At 61.5% G+C, this 22,695-nt stretch carries 17 protein-coding genes; 10 read left to right on the top strand and 7 right to left on the bottom strand.

Annotated features, from left to right (window positions below; genetic code table 11):
* The first annotated feature begins 33 nt into the window (after positions 1–33).
* The 5 genes from HB676_RS06155 (at position 34) to HB676_RS06135 (ending at position 6,874) form a co-directional block, all read left to right on the top strand.
* The gene (locus HB676_RS06155; protein WP_213736811.1) at positions 34–465 is read left to right on the top strand and encodes a CBS domain-containing protein; all 432 of its coding nucleotides are present in this window, start codon (positions 34–36) and stop codon (positions 463–465) included.
* A gap of 105 nt (positions 466–570) precedes the next feature.
* A complete protein-coding gene (locus HB676_RS06150) occupies positions 571–1,587 on the top strand; it encodes a 2-dehydropantoate 2-reductase (protein WP_213736810.1) in 1,017 nt (338 codons plus the stop codon).
* A gap of 103 nt (positions 1,588–1,690) precedes the next feature.
* Positions 1,691–2,659: a zinc-binding dehydrogenase gene (locus HB676_RS06145; protein ID WP_213736809.1), complete on the top strand. Its 969-nt coding sequence runs from the start codon at positions 1,691–1,693 to the stop codon at positions 2,657–2,659.
* Positions 2,660–2,891: 232 nt separating this feature from the next.
* Positions 2,892–4,274, top strand: a complete 1,383-nt coding sequence (locus HB676_RS06140; RefSeq protein ID WP_213736808.1) for a cation diffusion facilitator family transporter — start codon at positions 2,892–2,894, stop codon at positions 4,272–4,274.
* Between the two features lie 218 nt (positions 4,275–4,492).
* Positions 4,493–6,874, top strand: a complete 2,382-nt coding sequence (locus HB676_RS06135; protein WP_213736807.1) for a PAS domain-containing sensor histidine kinase — start codon at positions 4,493–4,495, stop codon at positions 6,872–6,874.
* 9 nt (positions 6,875–6,883) lie between these two features.
* Here HB676_RS06135 and HB676_RS06130 read toward each other — a convergent pair whose 3' ends face one another.
* Positions 6,884–7,777: a LysR family transcriptional regulator gene (locus tag HB676_RS06130; RefSeq protein WP_213736806.1), complete on the bottom strand. Its 894-nt coding sequence runs from the start codon at positions 7,775–7,777 to the stop codon at positions 6,884–6,886.
* Positions 7,778–7,992: 215 nt separating this feature from the next.
* On the opposite strand from HB676_RS06130, the gene HB676_RS06125 reads away from it, so the two are divergent.
* The 5 genes from HB676_RS06125 to HB676_RS06105 are packed head-to-tail and all read left to right on the top strand — an operon-like array spanning position 7,993 to position 13,992.
* Positions 7,993–8,469: a formate dehydrogenase subunit gamma gene (locus HB676_RS06125; protein WP_213736805.1), complete on the top strand. Its 477-nt coding sequence runs from the start codon at positions 7,993–7,995 to the stop codon at positions 8,467–8,469.
* Complete coding sequence (locus HB676_RS06120; RefSeq protein ID WP_213736804.1) at positions 8,466–10,022, top strand: NADH-quinone oxidoreductase subunit NuoF; 1,557 nt, start codon at positions 8,466–8,468, stop codon at positions 10,020–10,022. Before HB676_RS06125 ends, HB676_RS06120 begins: the two co-directional genes overlap by 4 nt.
* A gap of 16 nt (positions 10,023–10,038) precedes the next feature.
* On the top strand, positions 10,039–12,918 hold the full coding sequence (gene fdhF, locus HB676_RS06115; RefSeq protein ID WP_213736803.1) for a formate dehydrogenase subunit alpha: 2,880 nt from the start codon (positions 10,039–10,041) through the stop codon (positions 12,916–12,918).
* 2 nt (positions 12,919–12,920) lie between these two features.
* Positions 12,921–13,754: a formate dehydrogenase accessory sulfurtransferase FdhD gene (gene fdhD, locus HB676_RS06110; RefSeq protein ID WP_213736802.1), complete on the top strand. Its 834-nt coding sequence runs from the start codon at positions 12,921–12,923 to the stop codon at positions 13,752–13,754.
* Entirely contained in the window at positions 13,741–13,992 is a 252-nt protein-coding gene (locus HB676_RS06105; RefSeq protein ID WP_213736801.1) for a formate dehydrogenase subunit delta, read from the top strand. The genes fdhD and HB676_RS06105 overlap by 14 nt, the downstream gene beginning before the upstream one ends.
* 45 nt (positions 13,993–14,037) lie before the next feature.
* Here HB676_RS06105 and HB676_RS06100 read toward each other — a convergent pair whose 3' ends face one another.
* The 6 genes from HB676_RS06100 to HB676_RS06075 form a co-directional block, all read right to left on the bottom strand.
* On the bottom strand, positions 14,038–15,288 hold the full coding sequence (locus HB676_RS06100) for an adenylate/guanylate cyclase domain-containing protein (protein ID WP_213736800.1): 1,251 nt from the start codon (positions 15,286–15,288) through the stop codon (positions 14,038–14,040).
* Positions 15,285–15,674 (bottom strand): response regulator, encoded by a 390-nt coding sequence (locus tag HB676_RS06095; protein ID WP_213736799.1) that lies wholly within the window; start codon positions 15,672–15,674, stop codon positions 15,285–15,287. Before HB676_RS06095 ends, HB676_RS06100 begins: the two co-directional genes overlap by 4 nt.
* A complete protein-coding gene (locus HB676_RS06090; protein ID WP_213736798.1) occupies positions 15,671–18,808 on the bottom strand; it encodes a GAF domain-containing protein in 3,138 nt (1,045 codons plus the stop codon). The genes HB676_RS06095 and HB676_RS06090 overlap by 4 nt, the downstream gene beginning before the upstream one ends.
* Before the next feature lie 113 nt (positions 18,809–18,921).
* Positions 18,922–20,031 (bottom strand): ABC transporter permease, encoded by a 1,110-nt coding sequence (locus HB676_RS06085; protein ID WP_213736797.1) that lies wholly within the window; start codon positions 20,029–20,031, stop codon positions 18,922–18,924.
* A 6-nt stretch (positions 20,032–20,037) separates the two neighbouring features.
* Positions 20,038–21,582: a sugar ABC transporter ATP-binding protein gene (locus HB676_RS06080; RefSeq protein WP_213736796.1), complete on the bottom strand. Its 1,545-nt coding sequence runs from the start codon at positions 21,580–21,582 to the stop codon at positions 20,038–20,040.
* A gap of 9 nt (positions 21,583–21,591) precedes the next feature.
* Positions 21,592–22,659, bottom strand: coding sequence for a substrate-binding domain-containing protein (locus HB676_RS06075; RefSeq protein ID WP_213736795.1), 1,068 nt, complete (start codon positions 22,657–22,659; stop codon positions 21,592–21,594).
* Positions 22,660–22,695: the final 36 nt, after the last annotated feature.

Raw genomic sequence — 22,695 nt, 5'->3', positions numbered from 1 at the left:
AATTTCCCTGCGGCTGACATGAAGGAGGAGGCAATGAAAGTCGAAGACATCCTGCGCAAGAAGACTGCCCGCGTCGCGACCGTTCGAATGAATGAGACCGTGGCCATCGCCGCTCAATTGATGCGCGCCAGCAATATCAGTGCGCTGGTGGTGAAGGATGTCGTTCGCACCGAGGGTAACACCGCGGCGGGCATGTTCACCGAACGCGACGTGGTGCGCGCTATCGCCGAGCACGGCGCCGCCGGCGTCAATCTGAAGATTTCGCAGTTGATCTCAGTGGGGCAACTGGTTTCCTGTGCAGCGACCGACACGCTGGAACATGTTCGTCATCTCATGAACAAGCACCACATCCGGCATTTGCCCGTGATCGACAATTACAGCCTGATCGGCGTCATCAGCATCCGCGACATTTCAACCGCGTTCGACGACGAAGCGACCGCGACGGAACGATCCGTTCCCGCCTGACCACCCTCTCCGCTTCAACCGCAATCACGCGGGCTTTGAGTGACGCTCAAAAGCCCGCGCGTGAGGACGGCTGACATTTTCAGTGATCAACCATTGAGGGACGCCATGAAAATCTGCATCTACGGCGCCGGCGCGATCGGCGGATATCTCGGGGTACAGTTCGCGCGCGCAGGCGCCGATGTCAGCCTGGTCGCACGGGGTGCGCATCTCGCCGCCATGCGCGCCAACGGGCTCAAACTCCTGATCGACGACGAGGAGCGCGTGGTGCATCCGCGTTGCACCGACAATCCCGCCGAACTCGGGCATCAGGATTTCGTCATCATCTGCCTGAAGGCCCATTCCATCACCGGCGTGATTGAAACGATGCAGCCATTGCTCGGGCCGCACACCCGCATCGTCACGGCGGTCAATGGCATTCCCTATTGGTATTTCTACAAGCATGGCGGCCGCTACGAAGGCTCGACGCTGGAGAGCATCGACCCCGGCGGCCGGCAATGGCACGAACTGGGCCCGCAGCGCGCCATCGGCTGCATCGTCTATCCCGCCACCGAGATCGAAGCGCCCGGCGTGATCCGCCATGTCTATGGCAACCGCTTCCCGATCGGTGAACCCTCGGGCGAGAAGAGTCCCGACGTGGAGCGGCTTTCCGCGCTGTTCACGGAGGCCGGCATGCAGGCGCCGGTGCTGGAGCGCATTCATGACGAAATCTGGCTCAAGCTTTGGGGCAATGTCTGCCTCAATCCGATCAGCGCACTGACCCACGCCACACTCGATGTGATCTGCTCCGATCCGGCAACGCGTGCGCTGTCGAAAGCCATCATGCAGGAAACCCAGACCATCGCCGAAAAATTCGACGTCAGGTTCCGGGTCGATATCGAGCGGCGGATCGAAGGCGCGCGCAAGGTCGGCGCGCACAAGACCTCGATGCTGCAGGATCTGGAACGGGGGCGCCCGATGGAAATCGACCCGCTGGTCTCCGTGGTTCAGGAAATGGGCCGATTGACGCAGACCCCTACCCCGGCGCTCGACACCGTGCTGGCCTTGATCGTTCAGCGCGCGCAGATCGCCGGATTGCGCGATGCCAGCCCGCCGGCAAAGGCGAACGCGCCCGCTTTTGCATGACCCTGTCGCCCTGATCGGCGCCGCGCCCGGTGGACATTTACCGGTCGCGGCGGCATCCTGCCGAACAGACCGCTATTCCCCCCAGACAACCGAGAATGATCGCATGAAGGCCTATGTCTACAGCGCCAATGGCGCCGCAATCGCCGATATCGCCAAGCCCTCGCCAAAAGGCACGCAGGTTTTGATCCGCGTGCATGCCTGCGGTCTCAATCGCGCCGATCTCGGCATGACCAAGGGGCACGCCCATGGCAGCGCCGGCGGCGCCGGCACCGTGCTCGGGATGGAATGGGCGGGCGAAGTCGCCGAGGTCGGTCCCGACGCTAGGGGTGTCAAGATCGGCGACAAGGTAATGGGGTCGGGCAGCGCTGCCTTTGCCGAATATACTCTGGCCGATCACGGCCGATTGTTCCGCACGCCCTCGAACATGAATTTCGAGGAAGCCTGCACACTCCCCATTGCAATCTCGACCATGCACAACGCGGTCGTGACTAACGGCGCGTTACAGCCCGGCCAGACCGTCATGATTCAAGGCGCCAGTTCCGGCGTCGGCCTGATGGCCATGCAAATCGCCAAGCTCAAGGGCGCAAAACTTGTGGTGGGCTCTTCCACCGATGCGACGCGCCGCGGCAGGCTGAAGGAATTCGGCGCCGATCAGGCGGTAGACTCCAGCGATCCTGGCTGGGTCGATCAGGTGTTGCAGGCGACCGGTGGCGAAGGCGTCGACCTGATCGTCGATCAGGTCTCCGGCAGTGTCGCGAACCAAAATCTCAAGGCAACCAAGGTCAAGGGCCGCATCGTCAATGTCGGCAGGCTCGGCGGCACCCATGCCGATTTCAACTTCGACCTGCATGCCGCGCGCCGGATCAGCTATATCGGCGTCACCTTCCGCACCCGCTCGATCGAGGAAATCCGCGAGATTTTCGACGAGGTCCGCAAGGATATCTGGCCGGCGGTGGAATCGCGCAAGCTGCAGATGCCGATCGACAAGGTTTTTGCATTCGACGATATCGGCAAGGCGTTCGAACACATGGAAGCCAACAAGCATCTCGGCAAGATCGTCGTGACGCTGTAGGCTGGAGGTATCCCGGCGCGGAACACAGAGCTCCGCAGCCGGGATAGACATCGCCAATACCGCCAAGCCAGATCGACAGCGTGACGCTGTGCCTTTGCGCAGCGTCCGCAGATCTCAAAAAATCAGCTTCTTTTTAGTCAGAACAATTCGCAACAATCACTGTTGCAAGTGAGTGGCGATTGCGCCTCACGCGCGTCTTTAATGTTGCATGATGGGCTGCTAAACCGCGCCCATGAGTCATCCTGATAACGCCGTTAAATCCCGTGTCGCAGCCATCTCGATCTTTGCCAGTGCCGGGATGGCCGCGGCCAAATTCGTGGTCGGTATTGCCATCGGCAGTCTCGCGCTGATCTCCGAAGCGCTGCACTCCTCGGTCGATGTGGTCGCGACAATTATCACCTGGTTGGTGGTGCGGGTTTCCGACAAACCGGCAGATGAGGAACATCATTACGGCCACGGCAAGCTGGAGAGCGTGTCGGCGCTCGGCATCATCGCGATGCTCTATGTGCTGGCCGGCGGCATTCTGGTCGAATCCTACAGCCGCCTGCGCGAAGGTGCGTCGCCGCCTGCCCTGTCGGCGATTCCGTTCATCGTGCTGCTGGTCGATATTGCCGTGAATTTCTGGCGCGCCCGGGCGCTGCACCGGGCCGCGCACGACACCAAAAGCCAGGCCCTGGCCGCCGACGCGCTGCATTTCGCTTCAGACGTGCTGGGCTCGGTCGCCGTTATCATCGGACTAATTCTTTCAGGGTTGGGCTATCCTTGGGGCGATGCCGCCGCTGCGATCGGCGTGGCGGTGATGATCGCGGCGCTGGGCATGCGGATGGCACGTTCCACCGTCGAGACCCTGGTCGATCGTGCCCCGGAAGGCGTAACGGAAAAAGCCGATGCCGTGATCAGGGCGGTGCCTGGCGTGGTCGACATCGAACGGCTGCGGGTACGGATGGTGGGTTCAACCCACTTCATTGACGCCATTGTGCAGGTGCCGCGCACCTACCCGATCGACCGCGTCGACGAGATCAAGCGCAAGGCACAGGAAGCGATCACCAAGGCGCTCGACGATGCCGACCTGACATTCACGGCCGTGCCGGTCGCCCGCGACAATGAGAGTGTACGCGAACGCATCATGGTGATCGCCCGCAATTCCGGTCTCGCCATCCATCATGTCACCGTGCACGATCTCGGCGGCAAGCTCACCGTCAGCATCGACCTCGAAGTCGATGGCGAGATGGCGCTGCTGGCCGCCCATGACATCGCCCATGAGCTGGAGCGCAACATCCGCGAGGAATTCGGCGACGATGTCGAAGTCGACACCCATATCGAGCCGCTGGAACCGGAATTGCCGCTCGGCACCGATGCCGCGCCCGACCGTGTCGAAACCATACGGACGGCGCTGGTGCGCTTTGCTGCCGACGGCGCGATCCATGACATCCACAATGTCCGGGTGCGCGACACCGACGCCGGCGAAATCGTTAATTTCCATTGCCGCGCCGCGCCATCGATGAGCGTGATCAAGGTTCACGAGAGCGTCGATGAGATCGAGCGCGCATTGCGGCGCGCATTTCCGACCGTGAAGCGCGTGATCAGTCACGCCGAGCCCCCGGGCGCAGTCTGAATCCGCTTCACCGCGCGCGTTCTCGTTTCGGACTCACTTCAACGGTATTTTCGCGGGCATTTCGGAGTTCTGATTCTCCGTGGACAAGATTTATTTGCATTAACGAATCGTTGACTCTCGACAGCCTGCGAAAACTGGATTCAAATCACTCTTGATTCGGAAGCGGCTGGGGCTCTTCTGGACGGGGTGCATACAAGTTTTCCAAGGGGGCTAAAGGCATGGCGCGTGCACACGCGGCGAACGCGTGCGTCCAATCCGATTCGATCAAGGGATTGGCGCAATCGATCGCAAAACCGGCCTATCATAGGCTGCTCATAGCGGAGCCTGCGCTCCGCCGGGCCGTGCCTACCCTGATCATCGCGTTCCTGATTACTATTTGCCTCGGCGCTTTCGTGCAGGTGGTCGACCAGAGTCGGCAAAAGCAGGCCGCGATCAAGCGCGATCTCGCGGCCGTTGCCGATCTGCTCGCCGAACGTATCGATCGCATCGCTTCGGTCCGGCAGGATCGCGCGGCGACGTTCGAGCGCCTGCAACTTCTGTTGCCCAGCCTCATCCCATCCTGGGCCATCGCCGCCGGCCGGCACGTTATCATCACCGGCGCCGACCAGCGCATTCTCGCCCGCGTTCCGATCGAGGATGCGCTTGGCGACACCAGCCGCATTCTCGATGCCGTCAGCGCGGCGCATTCGCTGAGCGCTCCCGGACAGCCCGCCAGTGTAACCGAGATCACCCTGCCAAGCGGCAGCGGCGCGCTTGCGGTTGCGCATATCGTCAAATCACTGCCCGGCCAGGTCATCATCATCCAGGAAAAACTCGATACACTCTGGCGATCGGACGCCGCCCTCTCGGTGACGCTCTCGGCCACGACCGGCTTTGTCGTGCTGATCCTGGGCTTTGCGTTCCACTGGCAATCGACCCGGGCGCGCGAAGGCGATCTTATCAATGACGCCGTGCGTGGCCGTATCGATACCGCGCTTAATCGCGGCCGCTGCGGATTATGGGATTGGGATCTGTCGCGCGGACGCATCTTCTGGTCGCAATCGATGTTCACGATGCTCGGCCTCGACACCCGCAGCGACCTGCTGACGTTCGGCGAAGTCAACGCGCTGGTGAAATCGGACGATATCGATTTGTTCGAGATCGCCGATCAGTTGATTTCCGCGAAGATCAATCACATCGACCAGACCTTCCGCATGCAGCACACCGATGGCCACTGGATCTGGCTGCGAGTTCGCTGCGAACTCAGCCAGGGCGCGGCCGATGCCGGCCTGCACCTGATCGGCATCGCCGTCGATATCACCGAGCAGAAGAGCCTGGCCGAGAAGACGGTTGAAGCCGACCTGCGGCTGCGCGATGCGATCGAGACCATCCCGGAAGCCTTCGTATTGTGGGACGCCGGAGATCGCCTGGTGCTGTGCAACTCGCACTTCCAGCGGCTGCACAAGCTGCCGGATTCGGCCGTGACACCCGGCACCTCATATGAAACCGTGATCGAAGTCGGCAGCATGCCGGAAGTTCGCACCCGGCTGCATGAAGCCGGCGCCCAGGCGCCGGGCGCGCGTACCTTCGAGGCGCAACTCGATGACGGCAAATGGCTTCATATCAGCGAACGCCGCACCAAGGACGGCGGCTATGTCTCGGTCGGCACCGACATCACCCGCATCAAGGAGCATGAACAGAAGCTGGTCGACAACGATCTGCGCCTGCGCGCCACCGTGATCGACCTGAAACGCTCGCAGAGCGCGCTCGAACGGCAGGCCATCGAACTCGCCGATCTCGCGGAAAAATATTCCGAAGAAAAAACCCGGGCCGAGGAAGCCAACCAGACCAAATCCAAATTCCTCGCCAATATGAGCCACGAGCTGCGCACACCCCTCAATGCCATCATTGGATTCTCCGAGATCATGGAGAGCGGGATGTTCGGCACGCTCGGCTCGGAAAAATACCAGGAATATTGTCACGACATCCTCACCAGCGGTCACTATCTGCTCGAAGTGATCAACGACATCCTCGACATGTCGAAGATCGAAGCCGGCCGCATGAAGCTCGACATGGAGCCGCTCGACCTGTCGAAGACGCTGGCGGAATCGCTGCGCGTGGTGTCCGGGCGCGCCGACGACAAGAACCTGCTGCTCGATGCGGATATCGAGCGGATCATTCCGGTGGTCGCCGATCGCCGCGCCACCAAGCAGATCATCGTCAACCTGCTCTCCAACGCGGTCAAATTCACGCCCGACGGCGGCAAGATCGTCGTCCGCAGCCGATTGCTCAAGGATTCGATCGTGCTGATGATCGCCGATACCGGCATCGGGATTGCGCCGAACTCGTTGCGGCGGCTCGGCAGACCGTTCGAACAGGTCGAGAGCCAGCTCACCAAAACCTATCACGGCTCCGGGCTTGGGCTGGCGATCGCACGATCATTGACCAATCTGCACGGCGGATCGATGCGACTGCGCTCGAAACTCGGCACCGGAACCGTGGTCTGCGTCTCCCTGCCCCGCGATGCGCGAAATCCCGAAGCCAAGGTTACCACACTGCCTCGGACACTTTCCGGCAAGATCGATTTCAGCCTGCTGCAGGAAAACGCACTGGCATCATAAGCCACGCGATTAAGACTCCAGCGTTGGAGCCACTTCCCGCGCGATTTGCGCAAGGGCTGCAATCAGCGGCGTCAACGGATCGCGCTGCGGGACCACCAATCCGACGCTGTAAGTAACTGTCGGATCGACAATAGGGATGGTCCGGACGGCGTCCGACAGGCCCAGCGTCCGCGCAAGTTGTGACGGCATCACGCTGGCCCAACGCCCTGTCTTGACGTGGGTATAAAGCACGATGATCGAGTTGGACGTCAGCGTCGGCGTCGCCTCAACACCCGCGGATCGAAGCGCGCGATCGATGATCCGGCGGTTCTGCATGTCCGATGTCAGCAAGCACAACGGCACCTGCCCGACTTCCTTCCACGTCACCTGATCGCGATCGCCGAACATGCCGTCCGGCGAGGTCAGCAACCGATAGCTTTCGTTGTAGAGCGGGATCGAGCGCACTTTGCCGAGCGGCTCGTTCTCCAGATAGGTCAGGCCGGCATCGACCTCCAGATTTTCCAGCAAGCCGAGCACCGCGATCGAAGTGCTGGACACGATGCGGAAACGCACATTCGGATGGCGAGCCCGAAACGGAGTGGTGAGCGATTCAACCATCCCGAGCGCGGTCGGAATCGCCGCGATAGCGATCTCTCCGGACAGGCCTTCCTTAAGCGTATTGATCTCCTGCCGCATCGCGCGGGCATCGCCGACAATGCGCCGTGCCCAGTCGAGCGTGCGCTCTCCTTCCGGCGTAAAACCTTGAAAGCGGGAGCCACGTTGCACCAGCATGACTCCGAGGATTTCCTCTAGCTGCTTAAGGCTGGTCGACATCGTCGGCTGGGTAACGCCACAGGCTTCGGCGGCCCGCCCGAAATGGCGTTCCTTGGCCAGCGCCAGTAGCAGTTCAAGCTTGTCGATCAAGAAAACCTCGCCATCCAAGGTAAATACCACGGTCATGCGGCAACAAATAACCAAAAAACCGCCGGGCTGGCCTCGCTTCATCGTACTTTCGTATCAAGCGATTTGATTTTCACATTAATCGCATTTCCGTATCGCAGCATGAGACAGCTTTATTGATATTTGGACCCATTCCAATACTCATTTGTCTTGTAATAAGTCACTGACAGAGAAGGCAGATGGCGCCAGTTTACGAACCATGGGATGCCAAGCGCGGCGAGGAAATCATAGCGGAGCACAACCACCTCGAAGGTGCGACGCTGGTGATGCTGCATGCCCTGCAGGAAGCCTTTGGCTATGTGCCGGAGCCGGCGATTCCGATGATCGCCCAGGCGCGCAATTTGTCCCGCGCCGAGGTCCATGGCGTGTTCACGTTCTATCATGATTTCCGTCATCAGCCCGCGGGCCGCCATGTACTGAAACTGTGCCGCGCCGAAGCCTGTCAGGCGGCCGGCGGCGATGCACTCGCGGCGCGCGCGGAAGCTAAGCTCGGTGTTACCATGGGTCACACCACCGCCGACGAACGGGTGACGCTGGAGCCGATCTATTGCCTCGGCCTGTGCGCCACGGCGCCCTCGGCGATGCTGGATGGCCGCGTCGTCGGACGGCTGGACGAAGCGCGCATCGACGCGCTGGTCGCGGAGGCACAGCGATGAGTGTGCGCATTTACGTTTCACGCGATGCCGGTGCGGTTGCGGTTGGCGCCGATGAAGTCGCGGCTGCGCTCGCACAGGCGGCGAACAAGCGCGGCGTCGACATCGAAATCGTGCGAACGGGCTCGCGGGGCATGTATTGGCTGGAGCCGCTGATCGAAGTTGCGATGCCGCAAGGACGCGTTGCCTTCGGCCCGGTCACCGAATCCGATGCGAATTCCGTATTCGATGCGATGGTTGTTGACGGCGCACATCCACTGCGGCTCGGTCTCACCGACGAAATTCCCTGGCTGAAGCGACAGACCCGTCTGACCTTTGCCAGGTGTGGTGTCATCGATCCCCGCTCGGTCGAGGATTACCGCGCCCATGACGGCTACAAGGGGCTCGAGCGCGCGCTGACGCTGACCTCGGACGAAATTCTCACCGATGTCACCACCTCCGGACTGCGCGGCCGTGGCGGCGCCGGTTTTCCGACCGGCATCAAGTGGAAGACCGTTGCCACGACCAGTGGCGAACAGAAATACATCGTCTGCAACGCCGACGAAGGTGACAGCGGCACCTTCGCCGATCGCATGATCATGGAAGGCGATCCCCTGGTGGTGATCGAGGGCATGACCATCGCGGGCATCACGGTCGGTGCCACCAAAGGTTACATCTACATCCGCTCGGAATATCCGCACGCCGTCGAAGCGATGAACGCGGCAATCGCGGCCGCAAAGCGCGCCGGCTATCTTGGCGCGCGCATTGGCGGTTCGACACACAGCTTCGATCTCGAAGTCCGCGTCGGCGCCGGCGCCTATGTCTGCGGCGAAGAGACCTCGCTGCTCGAAAGCCTCGAAGGCCGACGTGGTCTGGTTCGCGCCAAGCCGCCGCTGCCCGCACATAGGGGTCTGTTCGGCAAGCCGACCGTGATCAACAACGTGCTGTCGTTCGCGGCGATCCCCTTCGTCCTGGCCGGCGGCGCGAAAGCCTATGCCGACTACGGCATGGGCCGCTCGCGCGGCACCATGCCGATCCAGCTTGCAGGAAACGTGAAGTACGGCGGCCTGTTCGAGACCGCCTTCGGCATCACGCTGGGCGAGTTGGTGGACGACATTGCCGGCGGTACCTTTACCGGACGTCCGGTTCGTGCCGTGCAGGTCGGCGGACCATTGGGAGCCTATTTCCCCCGCGCATTGTTCGACACCCCCTTCGATTACGAGGCTTTCGCGGCGCGAGACGGGTTGATCGGCCATGCCGGCGTCGTGATCTTCGACGACAGCGTCGATATGTCGAAGCAGGCGCGCTTCGCGATGGAATTCTGCGCGATCGAGTCCTGCGGCAAGTGCACACCCTGCCGGATCGGCTCGACCCGCGGCGTCGAGACCATCGACAAGATCCGCGCCGGCGAACGGGTCAAGGAAAACATCGCCGTCATCGAAGACCTCTGCAACACCATGAAATTCGGCTCGCTCTGCGCGCTGGGCGGCTTCACGCCCTACCCCGTATCGAGCGCGCTGAAACACTTCCGGGAAGATTTTGGCCCGGCCCCGACCGGCCTGCAGGCGGCGGAATAGAATAAAGGAGATCGCCATGTCGCTGATCCAGGAAACCGATTTCGGAACGCCGCTCTCCAAATCCGAGAAGACCATAACCCTGACCATCGACGGCCAGAGCGTGACGGTGCCCGAGGGCACCTCGATCATGCGCGCGGCGATGGAAGCCGGCACGCAGATTCCGAAACTCTGCGCCACCGACATGGTGGATGCTTTCGGATCCTGCCGCCTGTGCCTGATCGAGATCGAAGGCCGCGCGGGCACGCCGGCGTCCTGCACCACACCCGCAATGCAGGGCCTCGTGGTGCACACGCAGACCGAGCGGCTGAAGAAAATCCGCAAGGGCGTGATGGAGCTCTACATCTCTGACCATCCGCTGGATTGCCTGACTTGTGCCGCCAATGGCGACTGCGAATTGCAGGACATGGCCGGCGCGGTTGGTCTGCGCGATGTGCGTTACGGCTATGAGGGCGAGAATCACGTCTTCGCGAAATCCAATGGTGCCGCGAACGACGCCTGGATGCCGAAAGACGAATCCAATCCCTATTTCACCTACGATCCGTCGAAATGCATCGTCTGCTCGCGCTGCGTGCGCGCCTGCGAGGAAGTCCAAGGCACCTTCGCGCTGACGATTTCCGGTCGCGGCTTTGACAGCCGCGTTTCGCCCGGCATGAGCGAAAGCTTCCTCGGCTCCGAATGCGTGTCCTGCGGCGCCTGCGTGCAGGCCTGCCCGACCGCAACGCTGACCGAAAAGTCCGTGATCGAAATCGGCCAGCCCGAACATTCGGCCGTGACCACCTGCGCCTATTGCGGCGTCGGCTGCACCTTCAAGGCGGAAATGCGCGGCGAGGAAGTCGTGCGCATGGTGCCCTACAAGGATGGCAAGGCCAATCGCGGCCATTCCTGCGTCAAGGGCCGCTTCGCCTGGGGATATACCAATCACAAGGAGCGCATCCTCAACCCGATGATCCGCGAAAAGATCTCCGATCCCTGGCGCGAAGTGTCGTGGGACGAGGCGTTCAACCACGCAGCCTCCGAGTTCAAGCGGATCCAGACGAAATACGGCCGCGATTCCATCGGCGGCATCACCTCGTCGCGCTGCACCAACGAAGAGACCTATCTGGTGCAGAAGCTGATCCGCGCCGGCTTCGGCAACAACAACGTCGACACCTGTGCCCGCGTCTGCCATTCGCCGACCGGCTATGGCCTGTCGACGACATTCGGCACCTCGGCCGGCACCCAGGATTTCGACTCGGTGGAGTATTCCGACGTCGTGATGGTCATCGGCGCCAACCCCGCATCGGCGCATCCCGTGTTCGCCTCGCGCATGAAGAAGCGGCTGCGTCAGGGTGCCAAGCTGATCGTGATCGATCCGCGGCGCACCGAGATGGTGGAATCGCCCCACATCAAGGCAGAACAACATCTGCCGCTGATGCCGGGCACCAACGTCGCCGTGCTGACCGCCATGGCCCATGTCATCGTGACCGAAGGCCTTGTCGATGAGGCCTTTGTGCGCGAACGCTGCGACTGGAGCGAGTTCGAGGATTGGGCGACGTTCGTCGCGCAGCCGAAAAACAGCCCCGAGTCGACCGCGATCATGACTGGTGTCGATCCCCGGGAATTGCGCGCGGCAGCACGGCTGTTCGCCACCGGCGGCAATGGCGCGATCTATTACGGGCTCGGCGTCACCGAGCACAGCCAGGGCTCGACCACGGTGATTGCGATCGCCAACCTCGCGATGGCGACTGGTAATATCGGCCGTCCTGGCGTCGGCGTGAACCCGCTGCGCGGCCAGAACAACGTGCAGGGCTCCTGCGACATGGGCTCATTCCCCCATGAATTGCCGGGCTATCGCCACATCTCCGGCGAAGCGGTGCGCGACCAGTTCGAAGCGATGTGGAACGTCAAGCTCAACAAGGAACCTGGGCTGCGCATTCCCAACATGTTCGATGCCGCGATCGAGGGCACCTTCATGGGCATCTATGTGCAGGGCGAAGATATCCTGCAGTCCGACCCCAACACCAAGCACGTCGTGGCGGCGCTGTCGGCGATGGAATGCGTCATCGTCCACGATCTCTTCCTCAACGAGACCGCGAATTACGCGCACGTCTTCCTGCCCGGCTCGACCTTCCTCGAAAAGGACGGCACCTTCACCAATGCCGAACGCCGCATCCAGCGCGTGCGCAAGGTGATGAGCCCGCGCAACGGACTGGCCGACTGGGAAGTCACCATCCGGCTCGCCAAGGCGATGGGCCTGGAGATGCACTACAATCATCCCTCGGAGATCATGGATGAGATCGCCGCACTGACGCCTACCTTTACCGGTGTTTCCTACGCCAAGCTTGAGGAAGTCGGTTCGGTGCAGTGGCCCTGCAACGACAAGGCGCCGCTCGGCACGCCGATCATGCATATCGACGGCTTCGTCCGCGGCAAGGGCAAGTTCGTCATCACCGAATATGTTCCGACCGACGAGCGAACCGGGCCGCGCTATCCATTGCTGCTGACCACCGGGCGCATTCTCAGCCAGTACAATGTCGGTGCCCAGACCCGCCGCACCGAGAATGTCGTCTGGCATAGCGAGGACCGGCTGGAAATTCATCCACACGATGCCGAGCAACGCGGCGTGCGCGATGGGGACTGGGTGCGGCTGCAGAGCCGCGCCGGCGAAACCACGCTGCGCGCCCTGCTCACCGACCGGGTCGCGCCGGGCGTAGTTTACACCACCTTCCATCATCCCGACACACAGGCTAACGTCATCACCACCGACTTTTCCGACTGGGCCACCAATTGCCCGGAATACAAGGTCACGGCGGTGCAGATCTCGCCATCGAACGGTCCGTCCGAATGGCAGAAGGCGTATGACGAACAGGCGCGCCATTCCCGGCGTATTGCGCCTGTTGTGGAAGCTGCGGAGTAGCGATGCCTCATCCGGTTCGCACGGTCGATCGTAAGGTCTGGCGCGATAGCCGCCTCAGCGAGGGCTCCAGGGCGATCCCGGAGGAGACCGCGGTCGCCCTGACCTATAATGGCGGCACCTATGCCGTCATGATGGCCACGCCGCAGGATCTCAGGGATTTCGCGATCGGATTCAGCCTCAGCGAGGGCATCGTGGGCTCGGCCGAAGACATCGAATCCTTTGAGGTCGTGGAACTCGACGACGGCGTTGAGCTGCGCATGTGGCTCGGGCAATCCAGGGCGGACCGGCTCAACGAGCGCCGCCGGCATATCGCAGGCCCCACCGGTTGCGGCCTGTGCGGGATCGATTCCATCACGGAAGCCGTTCGCCCGGCCGCCATCGTGGCACCCGGCCGGTCGTTCTCGTCGCAGGATATCATGACGGCGATGCAGAGCCTCCCGCCGCTGCAAACGCTCAACATCGAGACCCGCGCGGTCCATGCCGCGGCGTTCTGGACGCCGGCACGCGGGATTGTCGCGCTGCGCGAGGACGTCGGCCGCCACAATGCGCTCGACAAGCTGGCCGGCGCGGTGGCGCAGGACAGCATATCCGCGGGCGAAGGCATGGTGCTGCTGACCAGCCGGGTCTCGGTCGAGATGGTGCAGAAGACCGCCGCCATGGGCGCTCCCATGATGGTGGCGGTTTCTGCGCCGACCGCGCTGGCGGTGAGCATGGCGGACAAGGCCGGCATCACGCTCGCTGCCATCGCGCGGGCCGACGGATTCGAAGTCTTCACCCACCCCGAGCGAATTAACTTCGGCGACGCCGCCGATGGAGTCATCCATGTCGTCGCATGATGGCCGCCTGGTCTATATGGCCAATCAAATCGGAAAGTTTTTCCAGAGCCAGGGCCACGACCAAGCGGTCGCAGGCGTTGCCGACCATATCAAGAAGTTCTGGGATCCCCGGATGCTCGCCGGGATCTACGCTCACCTCGACTCCGGTGGCGCGGACCTCGATCCGAATGTCCGCGAAGCGATCGCGTTGCTGAAGGCCAAGGATGCCGAAGAACGCCGGGCCGCAACAGCCGGCTGACCGTCACGCCACCCGGCATCAATCGCAGGCCCACGCGGCGCGCAATCACTCCAATTGAATACGGACGCTCTTGGCGCCGTTCAAGAGCCGCCGCAGGTGGAATCCGGCCAGCGCATCGCTCGCATGCGACCCCACCAGCGCCGCAAAGGCCGGCATCGCCGCGGCGTCGCCGGCCTCGAGCTTGGCGAAGGCCTCGGAATATTGCGTCGTCGCCGGTCCCTTGAACGTCGTCTCCTCCAGCGGCTCGTAAGCCCGCAACGGTTCGCTGCGTCCGCGCAACAGGAGATCGCCGACCGGCCGGCCGCGGAACTCGCTGGCGCCCTCCGCGACCGCGGCACTGACGCAAATACGGGTGCCGAGATATTTGTTGGCGGCTTCCAGCCGCGCCGCCGTGTTGATGGTATCGCCATAGGCGGTGTAGTCGAAAAAGCGGCTGCCGCCGAAATTGCCGACCAGCGCAGGGCCGGCGTGAACGCCGATGCGGGTTATCCCGAAATTCACGCCCTTGGCTTTCCAGCGTTCGCGGAATTCTTCGGCCCAGATATCCAGATCATGGGCGCAGGCGACGGCACGCGTCGCATAGTCCGGCTGCTCGCCTGGAGCGTTAAAGAGAATCTGGATCGCATCGCCGATAATCTTTGCGACCGTGCCCTCATGCGTGAAGACGATATCGGTCATGCCACCTACATATTCGTTGAGCAGCGCACCGAGCACTTCGGGTGTCGCGGTTTCCACCAGTGACGTGAAACCGGTGATGTCAGTGAAGATGGTCGCGACCTCGCGGCGATGCACCTCCATGCCGTTGCTCTCGCTGGCGGCAGCCAGCCGCAAGGCGATCTGCGGCGAGAAGTACCGCGAAAGCGACGCATGCGCACGCTCGGCCTCGAGCTGGCGGCGGCGCGCCTCGCGCATCGTCTCGACGTGACGAATGGTCTTGTCGATCGTCATTTCCAGATCGCCGAAATCGATCGGCTTGGTCAGAAAATCGAACGCGCCGCGGTTCATCGCGGTGCGGATATTGCTCATATCGCCATAGGCGGAAACAATGATGGTGGACTTCTTGTCCTCGGCCTCCTGCAGTTTCTGCAGCAATGACAGGCCGTCCATCCGCGGCATGTTGATGTCGGAAACCACCATGTCGACATGTGGATGGTCTAATATCGACTGCAGCGCCTCGATTCCATCATGCGCAAACATGAACGACACCGCGCCGTCACGAATTTGCTTGCGGAATTTCTGCAAGACCAGAGCCTCCAGATCTGGCTCATCATCGACGACAAGGATGGTGGCGGTCATGCGGCCTGTCCAAGACGAGTGTCGATCTCGTGACGCAGGAGCGCGAAATCGATCGGTTTAGTCAGCAGGCCTACCGCGCCTTGCTCGATCGCCTTACGCCGCGTTTCGGCGTCGCCATAGGCTGTTATCATGATGACGGGGACGTCAGGCCGCTCCGCGCGCACCTTCGGCAGCATTTCGAGCCCGCTCATGCCCGGCATGTTGATGTCGGACAGGATCAGGATCAGCGACGGGTCCTTGATCTCGGCTGCCCGGATCAGGGCGTCAGGCGCCGAGGGAGCAAACTCCATCGTAAAGCGCCCGGACTTGAGGTCTCTGCGGAATTGCTGACGAAACAGCTCTTCGACATCGGGCTCGTCATCCACGACGAGGATATAAACGCTCAATTTTTGCCTCCAGCTTGCGACTGAGCCGCCGTTCGCGGCAGCGTAATAATGAATTCGGTAAATGCGCCAAGTGTCGTATCAACGTCGATCTTGCCGCCATGTTGTTTCACGACGATGTCGTGGCTCATCGACAGCCCAAGTCCGGTGCCCTCGCCCGCGGGTTTGGTGGTGAAGAAGGGATTGAACATCTTCTCCTTCACCTCCAGCGGGATCCCCGTGCCGTTGTCGCGGATCCGGATCTCGACCTGGTTGCCGAGGCTTTTTGTCGTCGCGCTCAGTATCGGCTCGAAGCCTTCGACGCCAGCCTCCTTGCGCTTGGCGGCGGCATAAAAGCCGTTCGAGATCAGGTTGAGAAACACCCGCGTGATCTCCTGCGGATAGAGGTCGATCATGCCGGCAGCGGGATCGAAGTCGCGCTGCAGCGTGATGTTGAAGCCGGATTTCTCCGCCCGCGCGCCATGATAGGCCAGATTGAGGCTCTCCTCGACGATCGCATTAATATCGGCGGGCCGGTGTTCGCCCGATCCCTCGCGCGAATGCAGCAGCATGTTCTTGACGATCGAATCGGCGCGCTTGCCATGCTGGACGACCTTTTCCAGATTGCCTTTCAGCATATGGGTCAGCTCGTCGATCTCTTCGCGAACCTTGTCGTCGAGCGCAGCGGACTTGAGCACATCATTCAGCTCGTCGATCAATTCGCCAGATAGCGCTGAGAAATTGTTGACGAAATTCAGCGGATTCTTGATTTCATGCGCAATTCCGGCCGTGAGCTGACCGAGCGAGGCCAGCTTCTCGGTCTGCACCAGACGATCCTGCGCCGTGCGAAGGTCTTCGAGCGAGAGCGAAAGTTCCTTGGTGCGCTCCTGCACCTGTTCGAACAGGCGCACATTCTCGATCGCGATGACGGCCTGGTCGGCAAAGGTCTGGACGAGATCGATCTGGCGCTGGCTGAATGGTCCGGGCTGCGGCCTTCCTAGCAGCAGCACGCCTTCGACCGCGCCGTCGCGCATCAGCGGCACTGCGAGGACTGCCCGGTAGGCGCCGATCGTCGGCGCCTGACCGAAATTATACTCCGGGTCGGATTGCACATCGGCGACGTGGACAGGTTTGCTGTCCATAAAGACCCGGCCGGTGATCGTCTCGCGGCCGGGCCTGATCGGGTTAGCCTGCATGAAATCGATAAAAGCCTGCGTGCAGCCGGACTCGGCCTGCAGCCGCATCACGTCACCTTCGCGCAGGCAGATAATTCCCAGCGAAGCGCCGCAAAGCGACTGCGCGGATTCGGTGAGCGTGGTGAGCACCGATTTGAGGTCAAAGGCCGAGCGGCTGATGACCTTGAGCACGTCGGCCGTCGCGGTCTGCTGCTGCAGGGATTCGCTCAAATCGTCGGTGCGCTCGCGCAATTCGGAAAGCAGGCGAGCGTTCTCGATAGCGATCACGGCCTGATTGGCGAAGCTTGTGACCAGGTCAATCTGCTTGTCGGAAAAGGCGTGAACAGTCTGCCGGAAAATCGCGATCACGCCGCCGAGGCTGGTCTCCTTCAGCATCGGCACAAGGAGAAGCGTCCGGGCTCCGCCGAGTTCAACCAGTTCCACGATCGGCGGGAAGCCGGTGAGGTAAGCCGGCTCTTGCGTGACATCGACGACGTGAACGAGTTGTCGAGTCGCAATCACCTGCCCCAACGGATCGATCGGTGGCGGATGGATGACTGGATTGCGCGAGAAGGTTTCAGCGAAGGCCGGCGGCAGGTTGAACATCGAGGCACAACGGAAGCCATGGTCTTCGGAGAGAAGCAACAGGCCGAATTGGGCCTCACAAATACTGGTCGCGTTCGACAGTATGGTGTGGAACACCGGATTTAGTTCACCGGGCGAGCGGCTGATGACCTGCAAAACCTCGGAAGTCGCAGTCTGGTGCCGCAATGATTCGGTTAATTCGGCAGTCCGCTGCTCGACCCTGTTTTCCAGGTCGGCATAGGACTCCTGCAGCCGTGCGCCCATGTCGTTGAACTGATTGGCGAGACCTTCCAGTTCGTCGCCGGTCTTGATCGAGATGCGCTGGGCGAAGTCGCCGCCACCGATGCGTTCCGCACCGGCCCGCAAGGCCTGGATCGGGCCGACCATGCGGCGGGCGAGGAATATCCCGGCCAGCACCGCGAAGATCGAGGCAGCCGCCAGCACGATGGCCAACCGCTGCAGGGCGGCATAGAGCGAGGCGTAGGCCTCTTCCACCGGTAGTTCGACAAACATCGTCCAGCCCAGCGGCGCGATCGGCGCGGACGCCGTCAGCACTTTCTGGCCCTGGATGTTTTCGGTGCCTTCCAGCGCCTCCGGATCGGTCATGGCGGCCTTGTCACGAGCGGCCTGGACCTGCAGCAGTTTGGACATGTCGGTGTTGCGCAGCACGAGGCTGATGTCGGGATGCGCGATCAGGCGGCCCTGCGCGCCGACGACATAAGCGTGACCGCGCTCGCCGACCTTGATCTGCGACACCACGTCCCAGATCAGTTTAAGATTGACCTCCGCGATGCTGACGCCGGCATCCTTGCGGGTGCCCGCCAGCGAGAGCGTCATGTAAGGTTCGGACTCCCGGCGGAAGTACACCGGCCCGTAATAGACTTTGTGGGCGACCGCTTCGGTGAATTTCGGCTCTTTCGAGAGGTCCAGCCCGCTGTCCACCACATCCATGGCCAAACGCGATACCCGCAAGCGCTCCTTGCCGGTGGAATCGACCTGCGCCAGTTCGGTGATGGCCGGCACCTGCCGTAACAGCCGCAGGGCGTCGAAACGGCGTTGTTCGATCGAGCCCGCGGACCACGGCAATTGAGTGGTCCAGCCGAGCTGACTTTCAATTTCCTTGATAAACTGGCTGATTTTGGCAGCCGCCGCCTCGGCCTGTTCGTGCTGAATTCGTATCAGCGCGGCCTTGTGCTCGCGATAGTAGAAAAAAACCTCGAAAATTCCGTTGGATAACAACGCGGCCGCCACCACCGCGACGAATAGTGCGACGTATTTGATGAACAACCGGCTGCGGATTTTCGTGCTGGAGGGCTTGGCCTCGGCAGGCGCGCCCGCGACCGGCGCTGTTGCCAGTACTCTACCTTGGGGTGCGTCGGGGTGGAGAGAAATGCTCATCCCGAACAAATTAGCAAGAACGCCAGCCCTTGTCTCTTGCCGCAGTGCGGGAAGATCATCCGTGGGGCCGGATTTTTCCCGGCCATACCCCGTTCCCGCTTTATCCGGCCCGCCTACTTCTTCTTTTGCAGGACGTCGAACCAGACCGCCAGACTGATGATAAGGCCCTTGATGATCAGCTGGTAGAATGACGAGACGCCCAGCAGACTCATGCCGTTGTTCAGAACGCCGATGATCAGCGCGCCGATAATCGTCCCGCCGATCGTGCCCGAGCCTCCCGCCAGGCTGGTACCGCCGATCACCACCGCGGCAATCGCGTCGAGTTCGAACATGGTGCCCAGATTGGGCGACGCGCCGTTAAGGCGGGACGCCAGCAGGATACCCGACAAGGCCGCGAGCAGCGACACCGTCACGTAGACGACCATTTTCGTCTGGTAGATGTTGATGCCCGACAGGCGCGCCGCTTCCTCGTTGCCGCCGAGCGCATAAAGGCGCCGGCCGAATCGCGTCTGACCGAGAACAAAGATCGCCGCGGCGGCGATGACGACAAAGATCGCCACCGGAACCGGAAGGCCGTCTCCCCTGCCGAAAACATAAACCGCAAGCGCGAACCCCGCCACGGCGATGACGATGCTTGCTGCCAGTCTGTCGGCGTTTCGCTGGCCACCTGATTTCAGGTCCCGAACCAACTTATAGACAAACAGCACCGCCGATATCGCCAGGATGACCAGCGTCGGCACCGGCGGAATATACGCGCTGCCAAGATTGGCGAACGATGGATCGGTGACGGGCACCGAGCTGCCCCCCGATAGCGTCAGCGCAACGCCGCGCCCGATCGTCAGCATGCCCAGCGTAATGATGAACGGCGGAATACGGTAATGCGCGATCCAGAAGCCGTTCCACAGGCCGATCAGGCCGCCGACCGCCACCAGCGTGACCGGAACGGCGATCCATGCGGACAGCCCATATTGCATCAGCAGGGTCACAACCACGGCCGCAACACCGACAACGGAACCAACCGACAAATCGATACCCGCGATCAGAATCACCATCGTCATCCCGACCCCGATGATCCCAACGATTGTCACTTGCCGTGCGACGTTGCTCAGATTGCGTGCGGTGGAAAAGGTGGGGTCGGCCACAGCGAGCGCGACGGTGAGGACCACAAGGGCGATCAGCGTGGCATTGGTTTTGACGAACCGGAGCACCTGATTCTGTTTCATGATCCGTCAATGCCCCATCCGGCGAGCGCCGGTCGCAAATTCCATGATCACTTCCCTCGTCGCTTGCTCGCGTGTGAATTCCGAAACGATGGCGCCCTCGCTCATGACCAGGATTCTGTCGCTCATCCCCAAAACCTCGGACAATTCCGAAGATATGATGATGATCGCGACGCCCTCCCCGGCCAACCGATCCAACAGCTTGTAGATCTCGACCTTGGCGCCGATGTCGATGCCGCGGGTCGGCTCATCCAGGATGAAAATCTTCGGGCTCGCGTTAAGCCACTTTCCCAGGATGACCTTTTGCTGGTTGCCTCCGCTGAGCGTTCCGACGGACGTATCGATATCGGGCGCTTTGACATTAAGCTGTGCGACGTATTTCTCGACCAAAGCGCGTTCCCGATCGACGTCGATCGTCCCGACCATTCCGGCGCTGATGGTTTGCAGAGAAGATATTGTCGTGTTGAAGGCGATCGACTGGTCCAAGAACAGGCCTTGCGCCTTGCGGTCCTCGGTTAGAAGCGCGATTCCATGAGCAATGGCGTCGGCGGGTGAGCGAATGTCGACCTTGTTGCCTTCGATCAGCACATCTCCGTGCGTCGCGCCCGGATTAGCCCCGAAAATCGCGGAAACGAGCTCGGTTCGCCCCGCGCCCATCAACCCGGAAATGCCGAGGATTTCGCCGCGATAGGCCGAAAATGACGCGCGCTTGACCCTTTTTTCGCCCGGCACGTCCGGCTGGTCGACTTCGAGATTTCTCACCTCAAGGATTTTGTCGCCGCGTTCGCGCACGCTCTTTGGAAACATATCCCTGATGTCGCGGCCGACCATTCTGGCGATGATCTGGTCGAGCGTGACGTCGGCGATTGGCGTGACGTCCCCGATGGTCTGTCCATCCCGCAACACCACGACCCGGTCGGCGATCTCCTTGATCTCCTCCATCTTGTGGGAGATGTAGCACATGCAGACGCCGTCCTGCTTCAGCTTGCGGATGATCCGAAACAGATCCGTCACCTCCCTGTCGGTCAGTGCGGAGGTCGGCTCATCCAGGACGAGAATGCGCGCGCGCTTCGACAGCGCTTTCGCGATTTCGACCATTTGCTGCTTGCCTACCGTGAGACTCCTGACCTGATCGGCAGGTTTGAAGTCTCGGATTCCAAGTTCGTCCAGGAGAGCCTGGGTATCGGAATTCAATTGGCGCCAATCGATGGCGCCGAGGCGGCTGGTCGGTTGGCGATCAAGAAAGATGTTTTCGGCGACGCTCAATTCGGGAATCAGATTCAGTTCCTGATAGATGATCGCGACACCGGATTCCTCGGCTTCGCGGGTTGTGTAAAACCGCTTCTTCTCTCCCGCGATGAAGATGTCGCCCTGATAGGTGGGATACGGCCACACGCCACCGAGCACTTTCATCAGGGTCGATTTGCCCGCCCCGTTCTCGCCCATCAGCGCCAGAACTTCACCGGCGCGCGCCTCGAAATTGACGTTGTCGAGCGCCCTGACGCCCGGGAATTCCTTGACGATATGCTCCATCCTGAGAACGACTTCGGACATTTGCCGGAGCTACTTTCCGTACACCTGCTGATGGGTGTAGAAGCCCTCGGCGATAACAGTGCGGTCGAGATTGCTCTTGTCGACGAGTACGACCGGGGTCACGATCGTCGGCACGTCAAAAGCGCCATTGTTGACTATTCTGTCGACCTTCAGAATGGCCTTGGGCTCCTTGTCCGGATTACGGGCAAGCGTCACGGCTGTCTCTGCCGCCGTTTCGGCGAACGGCGCAATCTTCTTCCATATCTCCGCAGCTTCCTTGCCCTGCGCAACATATTGGATGTTGACGAGGTCAGCATCGGATCCGGCGACGAAAACCTTGTCAGCACTGGCGAGGCCCTGCGCGTCGAGCGCGGCGATAACGCCGCGCGCCATCCCGCTGTTGTTGCAGATAATGGCATCGACCTTGTTGCCGAACTTGGTCAGCAGGTTTTCCGTCGTCGCCATCGCTTTATCAGGCAGCCAGTTTTCATGGGACTGATCGGCGACCAGCCTGAGATCTGGATTGGCCTTGAGAACCTCGAGAACACCGCTGCTCATCGCATTGGCGTTGGAGTCGCCGGGCTGCCCCCGGATCAGCGCGACATTGCCCTTGACCGATCCGGTTTTGGCCTTGAGCCACGTCACCATGGCGTCGGCCTGAAGCTTGCCGACGGCCCAACTGTCCTGCATCACCATGGCATCGAGCAGACCGTTGAGCAGCATCGCATCATAGCCGACGACCTTCACGCCGCTTTTGTGCGCCGATGTGACCATGCCACCGGCGGTGCCGGTGTTCACCGGCTGCAGGACGATGACTTGCACGCCCTGCGACAGCATGTTTTCGAAGGCTGCGAGTTGCGTCTGTTCGTCGTTATTGGCCGAGTCGAACACCACGTCGGCGCCGAGTGCCTTGGCCTTGGCGAGGAACGCGGCTTTATCGCGCTGGTAGCGCTCCTCCTGCATGGTCTTCAGGAGGAAGCCGATCTTGACCTTGTCGGCCGCGATGGCCGGCCGAACCGACAGGACAGACACCGCCAAGAGGGAGGACACCACCAAGGACGACAGGCCGGCCAGCATTAGCCCGCGGCGAAAATTCATGATGTTTCTCTCCCAACCCTTTTAGTTCTGCGTTTG

The organism is Bradyrhizobium sp. dw_411 (genome assembly GCF_018449695.1).
GTDB lineage: Bacteria > Pseudomonadota > Alphaproteobacteria > Rhizobiales > Xanthobacteraceae > Bradyrhizobium.
This window is presented reverse-complemented; position numbering and strand designations above follow the sequence as displayed.